This is a genomic window from Desulfonatronovibrio magnus, from assembly GCF_000934755.1.
In the GTDB taxonomy this organism is placed as follows: domain Bacteria; phylum Desulfobacterota; class Desulfovibrionia; order Desulfovibrionales; family Desulfonatronovibrionaceae; genus Desulfonatronovibrio; species Desulfonatronovibrio magnus.
Window position 1 is genome coordinate 35,878 of the sequence record NZ_KN882185.1, and the last position, 21,601, is coordinate 57,478.

The window sequence follows — 21,601 nt, forward strand, 5'->3', positions numbered from 1 at the left end:
GGGGGCATGTTCCACTATGCGTATAATACGCAGATTGAACAAAACGGGTCAAGCGCGTAATGTTCAATTAAGAACGTATGTTGAACATTTTGGGTCAAGCGCGGAATGTGCATTTTTCTAAGGTAGCAGGGGAGAGCCAGTCCCCGTGCCACGTGCATAGCGATAGAGAGATACTTGTCATGCTTTAAATTGTATGAAATATTACACCATGGAGAAAAGCTCACGGCGTCCCTGGCCTGGAACTGGCGCCAGGTGGAAAAAACCACCATGGCCCTGGCTGAAAAAGAAGCCAGGGGGTACTTTGAAAAGGATATTGCCTACAGGCATTGGGCTGCCATGCATGGCGGGGTCTATGTCCCCATCACCGAGACCACCCCGCCCAACCCCTATCTCATGCATCTCCCTGACCGGGACGTGACCACCACGGAGTAAAGTTGTTGAACTTTGTAATCTTAAGGACGTTTCATGCACCACGAAAGTTATAAGCGGTTTATTGAATGTTCATTTTTTGGATATGCCTATCACAAGGTTATTCTAAATGATCAGGGTCGGCCAGTGGACTATGAGTTTATTGAGGTCAATGCCGGGTTTGAAAAAATGACCGGTCTGACGGCTGAAAAGATCCTTGGCCGCAAGGTGACTGAAGTCTTGCCCGGTATCCAGGATTCTTCTTTTGACTGGATCGGTTTTTACGGCAGAATTGCCGTGGAACAGACAGAAGAGGAATTTGAGCAGTATTCAGAGCCGCTCAAACGCTGGTACAAGGTCAGTGCCTATTCACCCAAAAAGCATCATTTTGTGACTATCATCCAGGACATTACCTCAGAGAAAGGGTCTGAGGTGAAGCTGCTGGAAAGCAGGGAACAAAAAGCCGCCACCCTGCACTCCATAGGCGACGGGGTCGTCTCCTGCGATAAAAGCGGCCGGATACAGGATATGAACCCGGCCGCTGAGAACCTGACGGGCTGGACTCTTGACGAGTCCGTGGGACGTCCTCTGGAGGAGGTGTTCAATAGTGTCGCTTTAAAAGACCGCGGCAAGGAGGAAAACCCCGTATCCAGGGTTTTGCGGCAGGGGCTGGCTGTGGACCAGGACAGGTATTCGGTGCTCCTGTCCAGAAACGGCGGAAAGATAACCATCAAAACGAGCTGTTCCCCCATCAGAGACAACACGGGCGGCATTACCGGCGCTGTCCTGGTGTTTCGCGATGTGACCAGGGAACATACAGCGAATTTGCTGACCCAAAAAAGGCTGGAGCTGCATGACTATGCAGCTGTTCATTCCTTGGATGAGCTTATGACCAAGGTCCTGGATGATGCGGAAGAATTTGTGGACAGCTCCATAGGCTTTTACCATTTCGTGGAAAAAGATCAGAAGACCCTTTCCCTGCAGAGATGGTCAACCAGATCGTTACAGGAATTGTGTCACATGCCGGGCAACAAGATGCATTACTCCATTGACCAGGCAGGGGTCTGGGTGGAGGCTGCACAACGGAAAAAAACGGTTATCCACAACGATTACGAGTCCATGCCGGACAAAAAGGGCCTGCCGGAGGGACATGCCAGGGTGATTCGCGAGGTCGTGGTTCCGGTCATTCGGGATGGCAGGGTCGTCGCAATCATGGGCCTGGGCAATAAACCCACTGACTATGATGAAAAAGATGTTGAAATCATCTCCTTTTTCGCGGATGTAACCTGGGACCTGGTCAAGCAGAAACGCACACAGGAGGCTCTGCAAAACAGTATTACAGAAAAAAATCTGGCCCAGCAGGAATTGCAGCGGAATGCCAGAAATCTTGAAATTAAAAATGCGGAACTCGACACAGCCCGCATCAAGGCTCAGGCCGCCAACCGGGCCAAAAGCGAATTCCTGGCCAACATGAGTCATGAAGTCCGCACCCCCATGAACGCGGTCATGGGCATGAGTTCCCTGCTGCTGGACACTGAATTGACCTCCAGGCAGAAGGAATACGCCCTGAGCATCCAGCGCAACAGCGAATCTTTATTGCGCCTCATCAGTGACATCCTGGATATTTCCAGAATTGAACGTGAAAAGCTCTCCCTGGATATTGATGAGTTCAATCTGCAAAGCTTTCTGGAGCAACTGGCCTCAGAATTCCAGCCCAAAGCCCGCAAAAAAAATCTGGAGTTCACCTTTGATGCAGGCCCCGAGATAAATTGTATTGTTTCAGGTGATGAGCAAAGGATCAGGCAGATACTGGCCAACCTGCTGGACAATGCCATCAAGTTCACCCCTCGGGGCCACGTGGAATTCAGTGCGCAAATACTTGAAGAGGAAAAAAATCCTCATTCCGGGGGGCGGAATATGGTTACTCTGGATTTTGAGGTCCGGGATTCCGGCATCGGCATTTCCGAGGATAAACTGGACCATATTTTTGAAAAGTTTTCCCAGGCGGATTCGTCCTCGGTGCGCGAATACGGCGGCACTGGTCTGGGCCTGGCCGTTGCCAGGCAACTGGCTTTACTCATGAAGGGCGATATCCGGGTCGCCAGCAAGCCTGACCAGGGGAGTTCCTTTCGCTTTACAGTGACCCTGCCCAGCCTGGGAACAAATGAGTCCCAATCCGGCCGGGAGGAAACACGGCATCAGGAACCGGCTGCATCCGGCCAGGAATCCGATTTCATCGAGTCCGGCTCGACACTGGATCTGGCTCAGGCCGCGGCCCTGGCTCGGGAGACAGCCGATCTGGTGGATCAGGATCTGGACCTGGCCTGGAACAAGATGCAGCAGGTGCTGACTCTGCCCTTGCCCAGGGATCTGTTGGCCCAAGCCCAAAAAGGGGCCGCCCTGCTGCAGGCATTTGACACTGACCAGGCCAGGCAGGAGCTGGAAGCCCTGATTGCCGGCATGAAGGCAGAATAACCAAAGGAGCGTGCATGTTCCGGAAGAAAGAGCCTCGAGTAACAGACAGGGAATTCGTGTACTCGGATTTTCCTGTTCAAATTAGAAGGGTGGAGGATATGGTCCCAAAGTTTCTGTTTCGTATTGCCCAACTGCTCACAGTTCTCTATTGGCTGGCCGGACTCATCTGCTCTCCGGCCCTGGCAGCCGACCCCTCCCCCATCTCCTTGACTCCTGAAGAGCGGCAGTGGCTCGATGATCACCCGGATATCACCCTGGGCAGCACCCTGGACTTTCCCCCGGCGGTTATGAAGGACGCCCAGGGCAGGCTCACCGGGGTGCTGCCCGCGTATATGGACATGCTTAATCGCCTGCTGGATACAGATATTCAACTCAAGGTGGGACCCTGGCCGGATATCGTTCAGGAGGCCAATAACCGGACCATCGACGGGCTGGCCTCCAGCATGCGGCTTGAGTCCCGTTCCTCGCATTTTCTCTTTACCCAGCCCGTGTCCCATGCCTACTATTACATTTACACCTATCTGCAGCGCCTTGATGAATTTCAAAACCTGGCTGATCTGCACGGCAAACGGGTGGCATACCAGAAAGAGGTGCAGGGAGCCAGAGAACTTCTTGATCAGCATCCACGGATAACACCAGTGCCCCTGCCTGACCTGGAGGCCGTGGCCGCGGCCCTGGTCAACCGGGAGGTAGATGCGGCCATTGCCGGCAGCACCCTGGAGTACTGGCGCAAAAAACATCTGGTGACCGGTTTTGAGATGGCCGGCATGATCCCGGAAAGCAGAACCGAACTGGTCTTCTCCATTCGCAAGGACTGGCCGGAATTGATCCCCATTCTGAACAAGGCCATCGCCGCAATCAGCCCGGAAACAAGCCAGGCCCTGCTCAAGAAGTGGTATGCACAGCCAGCCATGGCCTCGGTTGAGCCCCAGGTGGAGCTGACCGCCAGGGAAAAGCAATGGATCGCGGACCACCCCGGATTTACTGCGGGAGCCGTGGATATCCCGCCCTACATCATCCAGGAAAGGGACGGCCGGGTTACCGGATACTTTCCTGACCTGCTCCGCACCATCAGCTCTCAGGTTGGTCTGCATCCCAACTTTATCTTCACCACCATGTCCGAGCTGATGGAAAAGGCCGGAGATGGCCAGGTTGAGCTGATCCAGGGAGTGATCTGGAATGAAGAGCGGGCCGGAAGGTTCAATTTTTCCCCCTCCCATTCGCCCTTGAATATGGCCATTTTTGGGCGGAACGATGACTCCGGGATCAGTGGGTGGAACGCTCTGAGCGGCAAACGCATTGCATCCTTTCCCGATTACGGGATGCATGCGCATATGGCCGGACACATCCCGGATGCCCGCTTTGTCATGGCCGAGGACGGGGTGCAGATGTTGAGGCTGGTGGCTCTGAGCCAGGCGGATGCGGCCATTCAGGAACTGTACAGCGGGCAATATATGATCAGAAGCAACTATCTGAACAACCTGGAGGTCAAAGGATATGCGCAGATCCCGGGACTTGAGGATATGCAGGCCCATGCCTATATGATCCGCAAGGACCTGCCCGTGCTGGAATCGATTCTGACCAAGAGCTATCATGCCTTGAGTGAAGCAAAGAAAAAGCAGATTTGGGAGCGCTGGTTCGGACCTGAAGAGCAGGATTTAAAGGCCTTTTCCCGGGAAGAACAGGAATGGATGCAGAAGCATCCGGTCCTGCGTTTTGGTTTTGACCCGGCCTGGGCACCCATTGAATTTGCCGATCAGGAAGGTAGGCCCCAGGGGATTTCCCCCGAGTACTTGAAACGTTTGGAAGGCATACTGAGCGTGCGTTTTGAACCTCGGGCCCACTCATCCTTGACTGAGGCGGAAAGGAGTCTGCTGGAGGGCGATATCGCTCTGCTGCCGGCCATGGCCGGGACTCTGGACCGGGAAAAGGATTTTCTGTTCACGGAACCCTTTCTCTCCATCCCGGTGGCCATTTTTTCCGATACCAAGGCCGCCTATCTCGGGGGCATCTCCTCCCTGTACGGAAAAAAAGTGGCTGTGGTGCAGGGCTATGCCACCCACCAATGGCTGAAGCAGGATCACCCAGAGCTGAATCTTGTGCCAGCCCCCACCATTGAAGAGGGACTGCGCCTGGTGGCCAGGGGTCAGGCTTATGCCTTTGTAGGCAACCAGGTGGCCACCAGCTATTACATCGGTCAGACCGGGCTGACCTCCATCCGGGTAGCAGGGGAGACGCCCTATGTGTACCGTCTGGGCATGGCGGTATCCAGAGACCAGCCCATATTGCGCAACATCCTGCAAAAAGGGCTGGAGCGCATCCCCCAATCAGAAAGGAACGCCATTTACAACAACTGGATCTCCATCCAATACGCGCAGCAAATCGACTATACCTTGCTGTGGCAGGTGCTGGGCATGGGCATGGTCCTGCTGGGCGGTTTTCTCTACTGGAACCGGCGGCTGGCCAGGGAAGTCAGCCAGCGCAAACGCGCCGAAGAAGCAGTACTGAGAAGCGAGGGAATCCTTAAGGACATTCTCGAATCAACTCTATCTGGTTACTGGGACTGGAATTTGGTAAATAACACCGAGTACTTGAGTCCGACCTTCAAGCGCATGTTCGGTTATGAAGATCATGAAATGGAGAGTTCCCCGGAAGCCTGGCAGAAAATCATCTTTCCCGAAGACCTTCCTGGCGTGCTTGAGGCTTTTAATCGACACGTCAAAAGCAGAGGCCGGGAACCTTACTACAGCGAAGTTCGCTATCGGCATAGGGATGATTCCACAGTCTGGGTGATCTGTGCAGGGCGGGTCATTGAATGGACCGAGGATGGAGAGCCAGTCCGGATGGTAGGGTGTCACCTGGATATCACCGAGCGCAAGCTGGCTGAGGAAAAGCTTCAGCAATCCGCCGAGCAGTTGAAAATGAAAAATATGGAGCTGGACTCTGCTCTGGCTCAGGCCGAGGCGGCCACTCGGGCCAAGTCCGACTTCCTGGCCAATATGAGCCACGAGATCCGCACCCCCATGAATGGGGTCATTGGCATGGTTGATCTGCTTCTGGATACAGACCTCAGTCCCAGGCAGCTGCGCTTTGCCCAGGCCATCAAGCAAAGCGGCCAGGCCCTGCTGGGTATTGTCAACGATATTCTGGATATATCCAAGGTCGAGGCCGGAAAGCTGGACATTCAGGCCCAGGACTTCGACCTGACAGAATTTCTGGAACAATGCTGCTCCGGAGCATCTGTCCTGGCTCGGAAAAAAGGCTTGCGGTTCGACTCTTATATCCATCCGGACGTGCCCTCCCATCTCCGGGGAGACCCCAAGCTGCTGCGACAGATCCTGAACAATTTAATCGGCAATGCGGTCAAGTTCACTGAGCAGGGCGAGGTGGAAATCTGGGTGGAAGAAGAGAGAGATGATGCGGGGATGCTGGAATACTGGCATGCTGGGATTGATGAAGCGGGAAGGGGGAAGGGGGAAGAGAAACGTCTGACCGTCCGACCGTCCGACGGTCTCCCCGTCCCCCCGTCTCACTGTCCCACTGTCCTTTTGCTCTTCACCGTCCGGGATACTGGAATCGGCATTTCCCCTGAAAACTTCGACATGCTCTTTGACAAGTTCACCCAGGTGGACTTTTCCACTACGCGCAGGTTTGAAGGAACCGGTCTTGGGCTGGCTCTAACCAAGCTCCTGGTGGAGAAGCAGGGCGGCCGAATATGGGTGGAGAGCGAGCTGGGCCGGGGCACCTGCTTTACGTTTACGCTTCCAGTGACCCGGGCCCAGGGACTGTTGGATTCAGCCGACTTTATAAAAAAGGATGAAGTTCCAGATTTGACCCGGATCAAGGGAGCACGCATTCTCCTGGCGGAAGACAATGAAATAAACCAGGAAATCGTTGTCGAAAATCTGCGCAAATGGGGAATGAGTGTGCAGGTGGTGGGCAGTGGACAGGAGGCGGTCTCCGCCCTGACCAGCCAGGACTTTGATCTGGTCCTCATGGATATTCAGATGCCGGGGATGGATGGCCTGGAGGCGACGAGAAGAATCAGGAGTCAGAAGTCAGGAGTCAGAAGTCAGGAGACAGGCCGGCAGCGTATTCCGATCATTGCCATGACCGCTCACGCCATGGCCGGGGACCGGGACAAGAGCCTGGGGGCGGGCATGAACGATCATATTACCAAGCCCATAGATCCAGAGGAATTGCTGCGCGTCCTGGCAGCCTGGATCAAGCCCGCAACCAGGCGGGCCGATACCGTTGAACCCTCCCCAGGCATGGAACAGGAGGAGAATGAGGGCCAAAAGGAGCATCCGCCCCAAATGCCACAAATGCCCGGAGTGAACACCAGCCTGGGGCTGTCCAGGGCCTCGGGCAACCAGACCCTGTACAGGAAGCTGCTTGCCGGTTTTCAGAGCAGGCATCTTGGTTCAGCCCAGGAGATGGAGCGCCTGCTGCAGGCCGGCCAGGTTCAGGATGCCGTGCGACTGGCCCATACGCTCAAAGGCACGGCAGCCAACCTGGGCATGGATGAGCTGTCCGAGGCGGCAGGGGCCTTGATGCACGGGCTTGAGAGCAAAGCCCGGGACAGTGCGTCGCTGATTGCGGAGGTCCGCTCCTGGCTGAGCACGGTGGGCAACTCTTTGGAAGAACTTGCGGGCCGCCCTTCCGAGTCAGCTTCAGAGGCCGGTTCCTCCGGGGATCTGGATACCGGGCAGGCCGCGGCTCTGGCCCGGGAGGCAGCCGGCATGGCGGACCAAGACCTCAGTCTGGCCATGGACAAGCTGCAGGTGCTGCTTGATATGCCCTTGCCCCCTGAAATGCTGGCCCGGGGGCAAAGGGTTTTTAGTCTTTTAGATGAATTTGAAATAGATCAGGCTGCCCTGGAACTGGAAGATATGGCGCGTGATCTGGAAAAAACAGGGGGATACAATGAGTAACCACACCCGGTTAAAAGTGCTTATCGTGGACGATGAACCTGAAAACATTCAGCTCCTTATGGAAGCCCTTAAACACGAATACATTATTACCGCCGCCAAAACCGGGGAAAAGGCCCTGAAGCTCGCCGGCTCAAATCAACCCGATATAATCCTGCTGGACATTATGATGCCGGGTATGGACGGCTATGAAGTCTGCAGGGGTTTGAAGGCAAATGATCAGACCAGGGATATCCCGGTCATTTTCGTCACAGCCCTGAATACAACCCAGGATGAAGTCAAAGGCCTGGAGTGCGGAGCAGTGGACTACATCTCCAAGCCCTTTAAACCGGCCATTGTGCGGGCCAGGCTCAAAAACCATCTGGAGCTGCACAACTCCCGCAAGGAACTGAACAAGCTGCGGCGCTGCGTGGAAAACAGCCCCAGCACCATTGTGATTACGGATACCGAGGGCAATATTGAGTATGCCAACCCCGCGTTTACTGAAATCACCGGATATAGCACAGAGGAGGCCCTGGGGCAGAATACGCGCATTATGAAATCCGGGATGCATGAGGATTCATTGTACAGGGATATGTGGCAGGTCATAACCTCAGGCCGGGTCTGGCGTGGTGAAATTATCAATAAAAAGAAAAACGGCGAGCTTTTCTGGGAGCAGGCCTCCATTGGTCCGATCAAAAATTCCCGGGGCCAAATCACCAACTATGTTGCTGTCAAGGAAGACATTTCAGCCCGCAAGGACCTGGAAAAACTCAAGGAAGACGTGGAGCGCATCATGCGCCACGATCTCAAAACACCACTGGGAGGTATCCTGGGACTTTCGGATCTTCTACTGACTGAGGAAGGTTTTAATCAGGAGCAGATGGAGATGCTGGGCATGATAAATGAGTCAGGCCTCCGCATGCTGCGCATGATAGACATGTCCCTTGATCTGTTCAAGATGGAGACAGATGAATACATGTATTCCCCCCGGCAGGTGGAGGTCAGATCAGTTTTACAGGCGGTTGTGGACGATGTTGCCCCAGCTTTTAAATCCAAAAATATCCATTTGTTGATCAACACTAACCAACAGCAGGAAAGCTCTCCATTGAAGATGCAGGCCGAAGAAAAATTACTATACGGTATACTTTGCAATCTTATAAAAAATGCCTTTGAGGCCTCCCCAAGGGATGAACAGATTCAAATTAACCTGAGTGAATCACCCTCACCTGCCATTTCCATTGAAAACAAAGGGGTAGTGCCTGAACCCATCCGGGATCATTTCTTTGAAAAGTACAAGACTTTCGGGAAGACAAGCGGCACAGGCCTGGGCACCTATTCCGCAAAGCTCATGGCCAAGACCATGGGATACGATCTAAAGCTGGACATTTCGGTTACAAGGGGTACTACCAGATTGTCTTTAGTTGAAGCGGTTACAAACTCCGAGGGTAATTGAAAAGTCCCATAATGGGCGTATCGTATGGGTAGACCCCATTGGTTCTAACAGGAAAATCGTTCCCTGGGGACGGAAATCATAGGAAAATGAAAGGATTTATGAACAACAATGATGCCCGGATGAAGCGTTTGCGTGAACAGGCCCAGAAGAGGCTGAATAAGATGTCCAAGCCCATTGAAGAATTCTCTGAAGAGGAAATCAAAGAGCTGATTTATGATTACCAGATATATCAGGTGGAACTGGAGCTTCAAAACGAAGAATTGCGTGACACTCAGAAACAGCTTGAAGAGGCCAGGGACAGTCTGTTCCGGGTCAAAGAAAGTTATGCCCGTCTCTACAACAATGCTCCCATAGGATATCTTGTCCTTGATTCCAGCGGGGTGATTGAAAATGCCAATTATACATTTGCAGCCATGGTGGGACAGGAACATTCCGAACTCTGCGGCAAGGCATTAAGTGAGTTTATTGTGTCCCAGGATCGCAGAGTTTTTAATGGCCGTTTCCGTTCCTTTTTCAATCAGCCTGAGGGCAAGGAGCTGAATTTCCGGGTTCAGGGAACAAAAGGGGAGATTGCCGTAAGATGTGTCGGCAGGGTGGCGGGTAAAATATTGAATCAAAAAATGGATGACAGGGTCCAACGTCTGTTGCTGGTGGTTAACGACATAAGTGCCCAGGTCCAGGCCGAGATGCATTTCCGGACGATGTTCCTGGTTACTCCTGTATCCATGATCATTCAAGAACCAGACAGCGGCAAGATTATTGATGCCAACCCCATGGCCTGGAGTTACTATGGCCTTTCCTCGTTAGAAGAATTTAAAACCTATGAATACTGGCTTGAACATCCATATTCCCTTGCAGATTCCCATGTCTGGATGCGTAAGGCTTGTAAAGAAGGAACCCAGGAATTTGAGTGGTGCAGCCGGAAGAAAAACGGTGACCTGCTCTGGGAGCAGGTGCAGTTGACCCCGATTACATACCATGGACAAGAGGCAATCCTGGTTACAGGCATTGATATCACCGACCGTAAGCAAGTCTTGGAGTCTCTTGGGGAAAGTGAAGAACGATTTCGCGTCCTGTTTTTGCAAAACCCCGACCCATTGTTCATATGGCGTATGGACGATAGTCTTTTTGATGTCAATGATGCAGCATGCCGCCTTCTCGGGTACACTAAGGAGGAGTTGCTTGGCATGTCCCTGGCGGATATCCAGGCGCCATCTATTCGGGGCTGCCCAGGAACGATCATTGAAAAGGAAATGAACTTATCAGCCATTGAAAGTGTGGATCTGCACAAGGACGGCAGGGAGATACCTGTGGAGGTGGTCACCGCACCGATCTTCCTTAATGGCATAACCTACGCCCTGTCAGCAACTCGGGACATGACAGAACGCAAAATTGTTGAAACGGATTTAGCCAGGGCCAAAGAACAGGCCGAGGCAGCCAATGTTGCCAAATCCCAGTTTCTGGCCAATATGAGCCATGAACTTCTCACTCCGTTTAACGGTATAATGGGCATGATGCAGCTGTTGCAGACCACGGAACTGAACCGGGAGCAGCAGGAATATGTTGATGGGGCTGTCAGGTCGTCTCAAAGATTTATCCGTCTTTTGTCGGATATTCTGGACATGTCCAGTATTCAGGCCGGTAAGGTGGCTGTGCGTAAGTCCCGGTTTGATGTTAAAGAACTCATGGAGTCTATGACAGATCTTTTTTCAGCCCAGGCCAGGGAAAAATCTATAAACCTTGAGTACATTATTGACCAGGAAGTTCCAGCACAGGTTGTGGGCGATGTGGTCAGGGTCAAGCAGATCCTGTTCAATCTTGTGGGCAATGCCTTGAAGTTTTGTGATCAGGGTAGCGTTCAGGTCGGATTATCTGCACTTTCTCCAATAAAAGGTCAAGATTTGAGAGTGATGTTTTCCATTTCTGATACAGGAATAGGCATCCCTGAAGATAAATTAAGGGAATTGTTTAATCCTTTTGTCCAGGTGGATTGTTCTTATACACGTGAGCATCAGGGAGCAGGGCTCGGGTTGACCCTGGTTAAAGAACTGGTGTGTTTGGTGAATGGCAATATTTCTGTGGAAAGCAAGGTTGGTCAGGGCACTACTGTTTATGTGGTTTTGCCTTTTGATCTTCCAGCAGAGAGCCAGGCTGAATCTGCTGAAATTTTATCCCCATCCAAAGATGACTAAGCATGCTTGAATATTCTGCTGGCTGAAGATGATCCATTAAACCAGATGTTCATGACCCGTAACTGAAAAAAATCGTCCGCACAGGTCGAAAAATTTCATGTTAGCGAATGCTAAAGTTTGTCAATTGTTGTTCTCAAGGATCTACCATGTACAAAGAAAGCTATAAGCGTTTTATAGACTGCTCATTTTTTGGATATGCCTATCACCGGATAATTCTGGATGATCAGGGCAGTCCAGTGAATTATGAATTTCTTGAGGTCAATGCCGGATTTGAAAAAATGACCGGCCTGAAGGCTGAAAACATCCTTGGACGCAAGGTGACTGAGGTTTTGCCTGACATCCAGGAGTCTTCTTTTGACTGGATCGGGTTTTACGGGCGGATCGCCCTGGAAGGAAGCGAGGAGGAGTTTGAGCAATATTCTGAACCCCTGAAGCGCTGGTACAAGGTCAGTGCCTACTCTCCCAAAAAGCATCATTTCGTGACCATAATCCAGGACATCACCTCAGAGAAGGAACACGCCCAGCAGATGGAGCGGTTTTTCTCGGTCAATCTCGACCTGTTGTGCATTGCGGACACATCCGGGAATTTCATCAAGGTTAATGCTGAATGGGAAAATGTACTGGGCTATACAGTACATGAGCTGGAAGAGCGCACCTTTCTGGAGTTCGTCCACCCTGATGATATTGACTCCACCCTGGCTGCCATGGCTGAATTGGATGAGCAGAAGCCGGTTCATCAGTTCGTCAACCGTTTCCGCAGTAAGGACGGCTCTTATCGCCACATTGAATGGCGTTCACACCCTCACGGCAGCCTGTGTACAGGAAGCGAGGTTTATGACCTGGTCATGCACCTGATGAATGAAAGCAGCGCCCGCAGCCGGCTCTGGCTGTACCACCTGGAAATCATAGCCCGGGATTACCGGGATGAATGCGGCTCCATGCGCAGACCTGTGTATAAGTTCTGCGAGCATGTCTGGGATTCATCCAGGGACTTGCGCCGCATGGAAAGCCGCTCTCCCGGCGCTCTCCGGGCGGGCACCATGCACGGGGCCAAGGGGCTGGAGTTTCCGGCGGTGATTCTGGCAGGCACCCCGGGGGACCGGGAAAGCCCGGAAGAGGAGCGCAGGCTTTATTACGTGGGCATGACCCGGGCCAGGGACAGGCTGGTACTCTGCTGCGGTCCGGATCATCCCTTTGCCCCGGAGATTCTTGCCGCCGGACCAGAAGCGGTGAGCAGAATTTCCTGCGACATTGCGTTGACCCCGGTTGAACAGAACCTGGCCCGGGAAGAACTCTGGGAGATGTCCCCGGAACATGTCATCCTGTCCTACCCGGCCTGGGACAACATCCACGGGGAGACCACTGCAGCCATTGATGCCCTGCAGGATAACCCGGGAAAGGAGTTCACCTTTCTGCCCTGGGCAAACAGGTATCTTGTCTGCACCGCAGGTGTTCCAGTCACCGCCCTGTCGGACAGGGGCAGCAGAATATACGAAAACTACCTGTCCCGGGGCTTCAGGGTAAAGCAGGTCATCTTCCTGGCCGCCCTGCACCGCAAGGCCTCCCAGGAAGACCAGACCCTGAAAGAACTGCGCTGTTCTTCATGGTACGTGCCCCTTTTTCAGGTAGTCTGGAGCAGATGCCAGGATTAAAACCCGGCCCGATACAGTGCAGACATCACGGCATTAAACCCTATTGCTCATCTTTTTTTGTTGTTTTTTTTATTGACCGTGGCAGATTTTGGAAATATTAACTTTCAATAAAGTTAAATCAGAAAACATGCCTGACTTAAATATTTCTAAATCAGAGCAAATTGCCGCATTTGGATTGCACCTTGAAAACTGCGCCTTAGGCAGAAATGACCTGCACTGCCCCTTTTTATATACACCCGGTCACCCTCGCATGGCAATGTCCATTTCCCTTTGTGATCTGCGCATTAAAGACCATCCAAAAGATATGCCCCTTGAATTTTTTCTGCAAAAAACGTGGCTGCAAAAGCATCTAAACCCGTCTGCAGGCACGATCTGCAAAGATAATGCAGAGACTTTAAAGCAAGGAATAAAGTCATGAATAAGCTCAAACTGACGACTTCTTTGAACACAAACCGCCTGCTTCTGACAGCTGCAGTGATCTGGATCGCCGTACTGGCGGTGTCTCTGGCCTGGAACTGGCATCAGGTGGAAAATACAACCAGGACTCTGGCTGAAAACGAAGCCAGGGCCTACTTTGAAAAAGATATTGCCTACCGGCACTGGGCTGCCATGCATGGCGGTGTCTATGTCCAGCCCACCGAGACCACCCCACCCAACCCTTATCTTGATCATGTCCCTGACAGAGACGTAACCACCACTGGCGGCAAGGATCTGACCCTGCTCAACCCATCGTACATGACCCGTCAGGTGCACGCACTGGGCTTACAACACTACGATATGCTGGGGCACATCACCAGCCTCAATCCCCTGCGTCCTGAAAACGCCCCGGATGAATGGGAGGCTCAGGCCTTGCTGTCTTTTGAACAGGGCGCAGATCGGACGTCTTCTGTGGAAACCATGGATGGCCGCCAATATTTGCGGTTTATGAAGCCGCTTGTAACGCAGGAAAACTGTCTTGGCTGTCATGGGCATCAGGGTTATGCAGTAGGTGATATTCATGGCGGAATAAGTGTTTCCGTACCCTGGGAGCCATATATGGCCCAGGGCGCAAAGCAGAAAACAGATCTGGGGATTGCCCATGCACTCATCGGTGTTCTGGGGTTGCTGGGGCTGGGCATGGGATACCGTCTTGTGCGACATTCGGAAATGCAGCTGCTGGAAAGCAGGGATCATACAGCAGCTACCCTGCATGCCATAAGCGATGGAGTCTTTTCCTGCGATAAACTTGGACGGATACAGGAAATGAACCCGGCTGCAGAGAACCTGACCGGCTGGACCATTGATGAATGCATGGGTCGCCCCCTGAAAGAAGTCTTCAACATTGTCACATTAGATGACCACAGCCAGGAGGAAAATCCTGTATCTAAGGCGTTGCAGCAGGGCCGTGTCGTTGGCCAGGAGACCTATTCAGTGCTCATAGTTAGAAACGGCAGCAAAATAACCATCAAAAAGAGCTGCTCCCCCATCAAAGACAACATGGGCAACATTATTGGAGCTGTACTTGTTTTTCGCGACATCACCGGTGAACATACAGCTAACCTGCTGACCATGAAGAGGCTGGAGCTTTATGAGTATGCAGAAGCTCATTCCTTAGATGAGCTTATGACCAAGGTTCTGGATGACGCTGAAGAATTTGTGGACAGTTCCATTGGCTTTTTTCATTTCGTGGAAAAAGATCAGAAGACCCTTTCCCTGCAGAGATGGTCAACCAGGTCATTAAAGGAACTGTGTCACATGCCCGGCAACAAAATGCATTATCCCATTGACCAGGCAGGGGTCTGGGTGCAGGCTGCCCGTGAGAAAAGGCCGGTTATCCACAATGATTATGAGTCCATGCCGGACAAAAAAGGCCTGCCAGAGGGACATGCCAGGGTAATTCGCGAAGTCGTGGTTCCGGTTATTCGGGATAACAGGGTCGTTGCAATCATGGGCCTGGGCAATAAACCTGCAGCCTATGATAAAAAGGATGTCGAAGTAATCTCCTTTTTTGCAGATGTAACCTGGGACCTGGTGCAACAGAAGCGCACCCAGGAAGCCCTGCAGAACAGTCAGGCCCGCCTGAAAACAATAACCGATGCTGCCCAGACCGCCATAATCATGATGGATGCCCAAGGATATGTATCTTACTGGAATCCGGCCGCAGAAACCATTCTGGGCTATGCCCGGGATGAAGCCATAGGCCGGGATCTGCATGAACTGATCATGCCTTCCCGGTACACCGAGGATTTCCATGCTTCATTCCCAGAATTTCAAAGCACTGGCCAGGGCAATGCCGTAGGCAGAACTACGGAACTTTACGCCCTGACAAAGAATGGCCGCGAAATACCAGTGGAACTGGCTCTTTCATCTGTGCTTATCCAAGGGCAGTGGCATGCCATAGGCATTGTCCGTGACATTACACAGAAGAAACAGGCCCAGGAAGAATTGCAGCGCAATGCCAGAAATCTTGAGCTGAAAAATGCAGAACTGGATGCAGCCCGCATAAAGGCCGAGGAAGCCACCAAAGCCAAGAGCGAATTTCTGGCCAACATGAGCCATGAAATCCGCACCCCCATGAACGGGGTCATTGGCATGACCGGCCTGCTCATGGACACGAACCTGGACAGGGAGCAGCAGCATTATGCCCGCACAGTGCGCTCCAGTGCCGAGTCCCTTTTGACCGTGATCAACGACATCCTGGATTTTTCCAAGATAGAGGCCGGACGCTTAGACATTGAAACCGTTGATTTCGACCTGGAGGCCATGCTCAGGGATTTTTCGGGCATGATGGCTGTCAAGGCGGAAGAGAAAGGTCTGGAACTTATCTGTTCCATGGACCCGAACGTACCCTCCATGGTCCGGGGAGATTCGGGCCGGTTGCGTCAGATTCTCATGAACCTGGTGGGCAATGCGGTCAAGTTTACCGAACATGGAGAGGTGGAGATCAGGGTGTCGAAATCAGAGGTCGTAGATCAGAGGTCAGAGGTCAGTGATCAACCGGCGAACCGCCTGTCCCATGAACAGACAGGTATTAAAGATCAATATGGTGACTCCAGGATTGTGGAACTTTGTTTCCAGATCCGGGACACCGGCATAGGCATTCCTCAAGACAAGCAAGACAGTCTTTTCGAAAGCTTTTCCCAGGTTGATGCCTCCACTACCCGCAAATTCGGCGGTACCGGACTGGGACTGGCCATTTCCAGGCAACTGGCCGAGATGATGGGCGGTACAGCAGGCCTGGAAAGTGTAGAGGACCAGGGAAGCACATTCTGGTTTACAGTGCGCCTGGGCGTTCAGGATGAACAGCAGCAGGAAAGGCCAGTTCCGGCCTGCCTGCAGGGGGTTCGCACTCTTATCGTGGACGACAATTCCACCAACCGGGAGATACTCAGGGTTCGCTTCGGCTCCTGGGGTATGCGGCCCGGGGAAGCTGCCAATGGTTCTGCAGCTCTGAGCATGCTGCATCAGGCCAAGGCAGAGAATGACCCCTTTGTGTTGGCTGTCTTAGACATGCAGATGCCGGACATGGACGGAGAAACCCTGGGACGAAATATCAAGGAAGACGGGCAATTAAAGGACACCAGGCTGATCATGATGTCATCGGCAACCGGGCAGACAGGTGATTCCAGGCGTCTGCATGAAACAGGATTCGACAGCATCCTGAATAAACCTGTCCTGCCAAGTGAACTTTATGCCAGCCTGGAAAAGATCCTGGCAAGAACAGGCGCTGCGGACCTGCCTGCAGGGCATACGGAACCAGAGAAAATCCGGCAGGGATATCCGGACTTTTCCGGCACAAAAGCCCGTATCCTGGTAGCCGAAGACAACATGGTCAACCAGCAGGTAGCCCTGGGCATTCTCAAAAAAATGGGCCTGCGTGCCGATGCCGTGGCCAACGGCCAGGAAGCCCTCCACGCACTGGAAAACATTCCCTACGACCTGGTGCTTATGGATGTGCAGATGCCGGAGATGGACGGACTGAAAGCTACCCGGCGCATCCGCGCCTCAGAAGTCAGAGGTCAGAAATCAGAGATCAGAAGTCAGAAGTCAGAGGTCAGTGATCAGAGGCTGGAGAGCGAATCCCAAAATTCCTCAATTCCTGAATCCCCCAATTCCTCAACCCCTAAATCCCCCAATTCCTCAATCCCTGAATCCCAGAATCCCAGAATCCCCATAATCGCCATGACCGCCGGAGCCATGCAGGAGGACCGGGAACGGTGCATTGAGGCCGGGATGGATGATTATACAGCCAAGCCGGTCAATCCGGATGAACTGGCCCGGGTGCTGGAGAAGTGGTTGTTGGAAAACAGAGGACAGAGGGCAGAGGACAGAAGTCAGGGGGGAAAAGAGGAAGTTCTCAGGACCGGAGAGGCTGCGGAAACGAAACAGGAACCCCGGTACGCTTTTACTTGTAAAATGCCAGTCTTCGACCAGGAGGATTTCATTACAAGAATTGGGCATGACAGTGAGATGGCCAGTGAGATCATGAGCATTTACCTGGAATCCATACCCAAAAACATAGAAGCGCTCAAAAAATTTATTGAACAGGGTCAAAAAGAAGGAGCAACCCGGGAGGCTCATTCCATCAAGGGCAATTCAGGCAATGTCAGCTGTCTGGCCATGGCTGAGATTGCCGGAATGATTGAAGAAGCCGGTCATGCCGCAAACCTTGAGCAAATGGGCAACCTTTTGCCCGAACTGGAAAGGCAGTTTGAAATATGCATGGCGGAAATAAGAAAAGTAATGGAAGAGGAACATTAAAAGCTGATTTTGAGAATCTTTATCTGATTTCAACGACAACAACCGCTTTCCAGCTTATTATTTACACTACAGCGAAACTTATTTATTGACCTCCGAAGACAGGGCCATGGATGGTGATCGGGAGAAGTTCCTGGAGGCCGGTATGGATGACTATTTGGCCAAGCCGGTTCAGAAAGAAGACTTGATCAAAGTACTTAAAAAAACATTGTGGCTGATGAACGACTGAGTGAACATAACGGCTATTCTTGGAGCAGTAGTCAGAAAATGAACTTGAATGGAATACCATTCGCATGGATCATTTGACGGGAAGCTGGGACTGCCTATGGCCTGGCACGTAGTCTAGCGTAAAATTTCAGTTATTTTTATTGTCTTACCCAAACCTGCTTGGAGCAACAATGCCACAAAAACCCGCATCCCAAGACTTTTCCGCCCCCTCCCCGGAACAGTGTCAGAAGTTGTTCATAAAGCGAGCTGAAAAACAGATGTCATCACCTGGCAACCAATAAATCAAAAAACATGCCCATTATGAATAATAACCAGCAGACATCCCCAAAACCCGTCGTCCTCATTGTGGACGACCACCCGGCCAGCATTGAGGTTCTGGGCAGTCTGCTCCGGGAGGACTATCACGTGCTGGTGGCAGCGGGTGGCGTCATGGCCCTGGAAATGGTCTTTGGCAATACCAGCCCGGACCTGATCCTGCTGGACATTATGATGCCGGACATGGACGGCTACGAGGTCTGCCGACGGCTCAAGGCGGATGAGCGCACCCGTGGCACCCCGGTGATCTTCGTGACCGCCATGGACCAGGATGAGGACGAAGAACTGGGTTTCAGTCTCGGTGCTGCTGATTACATTACCAAACCTTTTAAACCCTCCATAGTCCGGGCCAGAGTTCGCACCCAGATCAATCTCAAGCTCCATGCCGATCTTCTTGAACAGGCTGCTGTTGAGCGACGCGAACTTTTGATAGAATATGATACCATCTTCAATAATGTGCAAAGTGCATTCTTTTTGATTGATATCGACCCCCAGGGCCGTTTTATTATTGAGAATCTGAACGCTTACCATCAGGAAAAAACCGGGCTGGACCTTTGGAACATCAGAGGTAAAACACCAGTGCAGGCCTTTGGTCCGGAACTCGGTGCCCGGATAGAGGATAATTATCGCAAGTGTTTTGAACTGCAGCAGAACATCAGCTACGAAGAATCCCTGCTTCTTCCGGCAGGTGAAAGGACCTGGCTGAGCAGGCTTACTCCGGTTGTAATCAACGGCCGCACTGTTAAACTCGTTGGCAGCGCTCTGGATATTACGGATTTGAAAAATGCGCAGACAGAACTGCTGACCAGTCAGTCCAGGCTGTCCTGGGCCCAGACTTTGACCCAGTCCGGAGTCTGGGAACACGACATGGACCAGGGCACCGTGTTCTGGTCAAAGGAGTGTGAGGCCCTGTTCGGCTTGCAGGAAGGCGAGTTTGAGGGGACTTATCAGGCGTTTCTGGACCGGGTGCACCCTGACGACAGGGAGTACGTGATCAGCACAGGCCGGCCCATTATTGAAATGAAGGAAGGCACTACTCTGGAATACGACCATCGCATAGTCAAAAAGGATGGTCAGATCTGCTGGGTCAGCGAATCAGCCGGGGTTGTACATGATGAGGCGGGCGATCCATTGCGGGTGGTCGGGTTTGTGCAGGACATCACCCAGCGTAAAGAAGCCGAGCGGGCCATAAACAAGCAGAAGGCCCTGGAAGGCCTGCTTATGGAGCTGGCTGCCGACTCCATCAATGCTCCCCTGGATGATTTCGAGCACACAATAAGCCGGCTTCTGGAAGCTGTAGGCAGGTCTGTGGAAGTAGACCGGGTTTACCTCTTCAATTATGACTATGTCCGTAAAATTGCAGTGAACACGCACGAATGGTGCGCTGAAGATATAAACCCGGAAATCGGCAACCTCCAGGCTGTGCCCTTTGATCTTATTTCTGAATTCATCCCGGCCCATGAACGGGGCGAGAGTGTTCATATCCCTGATGTGGACGAGTTGATTGAAAATCCTGGCATGCGCTCACACCTTGAGGATCAGGGCATCAAGTCCATAGTTTCCATCCCTTTGATGGACAACCGGGATTGTCTGGGTTTTGTCGGCTTTGACGCAGTCAGGAAGAAAAAAATTTTTTCAGACACTGAAATGTATCTGCTGAGCTTTATGGCCCAGGTCATAGTCAACCTCATGTCAAGACTGCAGGCCAGCAAGGAGCATCAGGAAAGCGAGGCCCGCTGCCGGGTCATTGCTGAGAATATTGCCATGGGAGTGGCTGTTATTGATGAAAACATGCGCATCACCAGCGCCAATCCCAGGCTCAGGCAGTGGTTCCCCGGGCTTCGCCCCGAGAACACCCCTCTTTGCTATGACGTCTTTTGCCATACAGCCCGCAAAAAGGTCTGCAAAGACTGTCCATGTATTGTTTCCTTTGAAAACCACCGTGTGCATCAGGGGATAAAACGCAGAAATCACAAGGGTGATGAGCAGATATTTCGCCTGACATCCTCACCGGTACCCGGTCCGGAAGGTCGCGTCAGTCAGGTGGTCCTGATGTTCCAGGAGATCACGGATGAGGTCCTGCGTGAAGAAGAATTGCGCAACAGGCTCAATGAAGCGGAGAACCGCCTGGCCGGGGGCGGCCCGGGCGGGTTGTGCGGACTGCGCGGGGCAAGCCGGGCCATGGGTGAGGTCTACACCCGGATCAGGACAACGGCTGGTACGGAAAAAGTGGTGCTGCTCATGGGAGAGACCGGTACAGGCAAGGAGCTGGCAGCCAGAGCCATACATGAATTAAGAGGCCGGGGCGAATTCATGGCTGTCAACTGCGCCAATCTCTCCCCTTCCCTGCTGGAAAGTGAACTTTTCGGACACTGCCGGGGTGCCTTTACAGGGGCATCAAGCGACAAGAAAGGCCTTTTTGAAGCTGCTGGCAACGGCATAATCCTGCTGGATGAAATCGAGGCAGCTCCTTCCCGGATGCAGACTGCTCTGCTCAGGGTGCTGGAATCCCGCGAAGTCACCAGGGTGGGCGATTCCCGGCCCCGGTCCATTGGGGCCAAGGTCCTGGCAGCGGCCAACCAGGACCTGGAAGCCATGGTGGAAAAAGGCCGGTTCAGGGACGACCTTTTCTATCGACTCTGCGAAACAGTAATCCACCTCCCACCACTGAGGGTGCGTGCCGAGGATATATCTACTCTGGCCCATCATTTCCTGGATGAATACAACAGGCTTTCCAGGAGGCGGCCCCGTCAGCTGTCTCCAAGGAGCATGGAACTGCTGTGCGGATATAACTGGCCGGGCAATGTGCGTGAACTGCGTAACCTGGTGCATACATTGGCTGAAACATCCCCGGCACCAATGATACGCCCGGCAGATCTGCCAGGGTGGCTGGCCAGCGGCACAGGAGGGTTCCCCACCCTGGGAGAGCGGGAAAGAAAGGCTCTGCAGGATGCCATGGACCGGGCTTCAGGCAATAAAACAGAGGCTGCCCGGCTCCTGGGGGTCTCCCGCAAGACTGTCTACTCCCTGATGAACAAATACGGCTTGGACCAGGGCTTATGGGGTCGGACCTAATCAAGTTATTGAACTAATTGATTAAAAGCTCCTCCCCCGGGCGGCCCGGGACCAAACCTGCGAGTAACTTTAGGATACTGTCACTTTTCTGGAAATTGGGACAGTCCCCGCGAGGTACTATAAAAAAGATTGATGCTGCATTGGTTCCTGGAA

9 protein-coding genes are annotated in these 21,601 nt (G+C 52.6%); all 9 read left to right on the forward strand.

Going from position 1 to position 21,601, the window contains the following annotated elements:
- Positions 1–174 precede the first annotated feature (174 nt).
- The 9 genes from LZ23_RS20390 to LZ23_RS23045 all read left to right on the forward strand — a co-directional run bounded on the left by LZ23_RS20390 (position 175) and on the right by LZ23_RS23045 (position 21,448).
- On the forward strand, positions 175–432 hold the full coding sequence (locus LZ23_RS20390) for a hypothetical protein (protein ID WP_045217197.1): 258 nt from the start codon (positions 175–177) through the stop codon (positions 430–432).
- A 33-nt stretch (positions 433–465) separates the two neighbouring features.
- The gene (locus LZ23_RS23025; protein ID WP_052507569.1) at positions 466–2,883 is read left to right on the forward strand and encodes an ATP-binding protein; all 2,418 of its coding nucleotides are present in this window, start codon (positions 466–468) and stop codon (positions 2,881–2,883) included.
- Between the two features lie 14 nt (positions 2,884–2,897).
- Complete coding sequence (locus LZ23_RS23030; RefSeq protein ID WP_052507570.1) at positions 2,898–7,817, forward strand: transporter substrate-binding domain-containing protein; 4,920 nt, start codon at positions 2,898–2,900, stop codon at positions 7,815–7,817.
- Entirely contained in the window at positions 7,810–9,249 is a 1,440-nt protein-coding gene (locus tag LZ23_RS20405) for an ATP-binding response regulator (RefSeq protein WP_045217199.1), read from the forward strand. Before LZ23_RS23030 ends, LZ23_RS20405 begins: the two co-directional genes overlap by 8 nt.
- A 98-nt stretch (positions 9,250–9,347) precedes the next feature.
- A complete protein-coding gene (locus tag LZ23_RS23035) occupies positions 9,348–11,441 on the forward strand; it encodes a PAS domain-containing protein (RefSeq protein ID WP_198146063.1) in 2,094 nt (697 codons plus the stop codon).
- A 146-nt stretch (positions 11,442–11,587) separates the two neighbouring features.
- The gene (locus tag LZ23_RS20415) at positions 11,588–13,093 is read left to right on the forward strand and encodes a PAS domain S-box protein (RefSeq protein ID WP_045217200.1); all 1,506 of its coding nucleotides are present in this window, start codon (positions 11,588–11,590) and stop codon (positions 13,091–13,093) included.
- A 127-nt stretch (positions 13,094–13,220) separates the two neighbouring features.
- The gene (locus LZ23_RS20420) at positions 13,221–13,511 is read left to right on the forward strand and encodes a hypothetical protein (protein WP_045217202.1); all 291 of its coding nucleotides are present in this window, start codon (positions 13,221–13,223) and stop codon (positions 13,509–13,511) included.
- Positions 13,508–17,833, forward strand: a complete 4,326-nt coding sequence (locus tag LZ23_RS23040; protein WP_052507572.1) for a PAS domain S-box protein — start codon at positions 13,508–13,510, stop codon at positions 17,831–17,833. Before LZ23_RS20420 ends, LZ23_RS23040 begins: the two co-directional genes overlap by 4 nt.
- Before the next feature lie 525 nt (positions 17,834–18,358).
- Complete coding sequence (locus tag LZ23_RS23045; RefSeq protein WP_157493368.1) at positions 18,359–21,448, forward strand: sigma 54-interacting transcriptional regulator; 3,090 nt, start codon at positions 18,359–18,361, stop codon at positions 21,446–21,448.
- Positions 21,449–21,601 lie beyond the last annotated feature (153 nt).

Excerpts from the sequence above, each read along its gene's own strand:
- LZ23_RS20420 (WP_045217202.1), top strand. The coding sequence starts at position 13,221 with ATGCCTGACTTAAATATTTCTAAATCAGAGCAAATTGCCGCATTTGGA.
- LZ23_RS23035 (WP_198146063.1), top strand. The coding sequence starts at position 9,348 with ATGAACAACAATGATGCCCGGATGAAGCGTTTGCGTGAACAGGCCCAG.
- LZ23_RS20415 (WP_045217200.1), top strand. The coding sequence starts at position 11,588 with ATGTACAAAGAAAGCTATAAGCGTTTTATAGACTGCTCATTTTTTGGA.
- LZ23_RS23045 (WP_157493368.1), top strand. The coding sequence starts at position 18,359 with ATGAATAATAACCAGCAGACATCCCCAAAACCCGTCGTCCTCATTGTG.
- LZ23_RS20405 (WP_045217199.1), top strand. The coding sequence starts at position 7,810 with ATGAGTAACCACACCCGGTTAAAAGTGCTTATCGTGGACGATGAACCT.
- LZ23_RS23030 (WP_052507570.1), top strand. The coding sequence starts at position 2,898 with ATGTTCCGGAAGAAAGAGCCTCGAGTAACAGACAGGGAATTCGTGTAC.
- LZ23_RS23025 (WP_052507569.1), top strand. The coding sequence starts at position 466 with ATGCACCACGAAAGTTATAAGCGGTTTATTGAATGTTCATTTTTTGGA.
- LZ23_RS23040 (WP_052507572.1), top strand. The coding sequence starts at position 13,508 with ATGAATAAGCTCAAACTGACGACTTCTTTGAACACAAACCGCCTGCTT.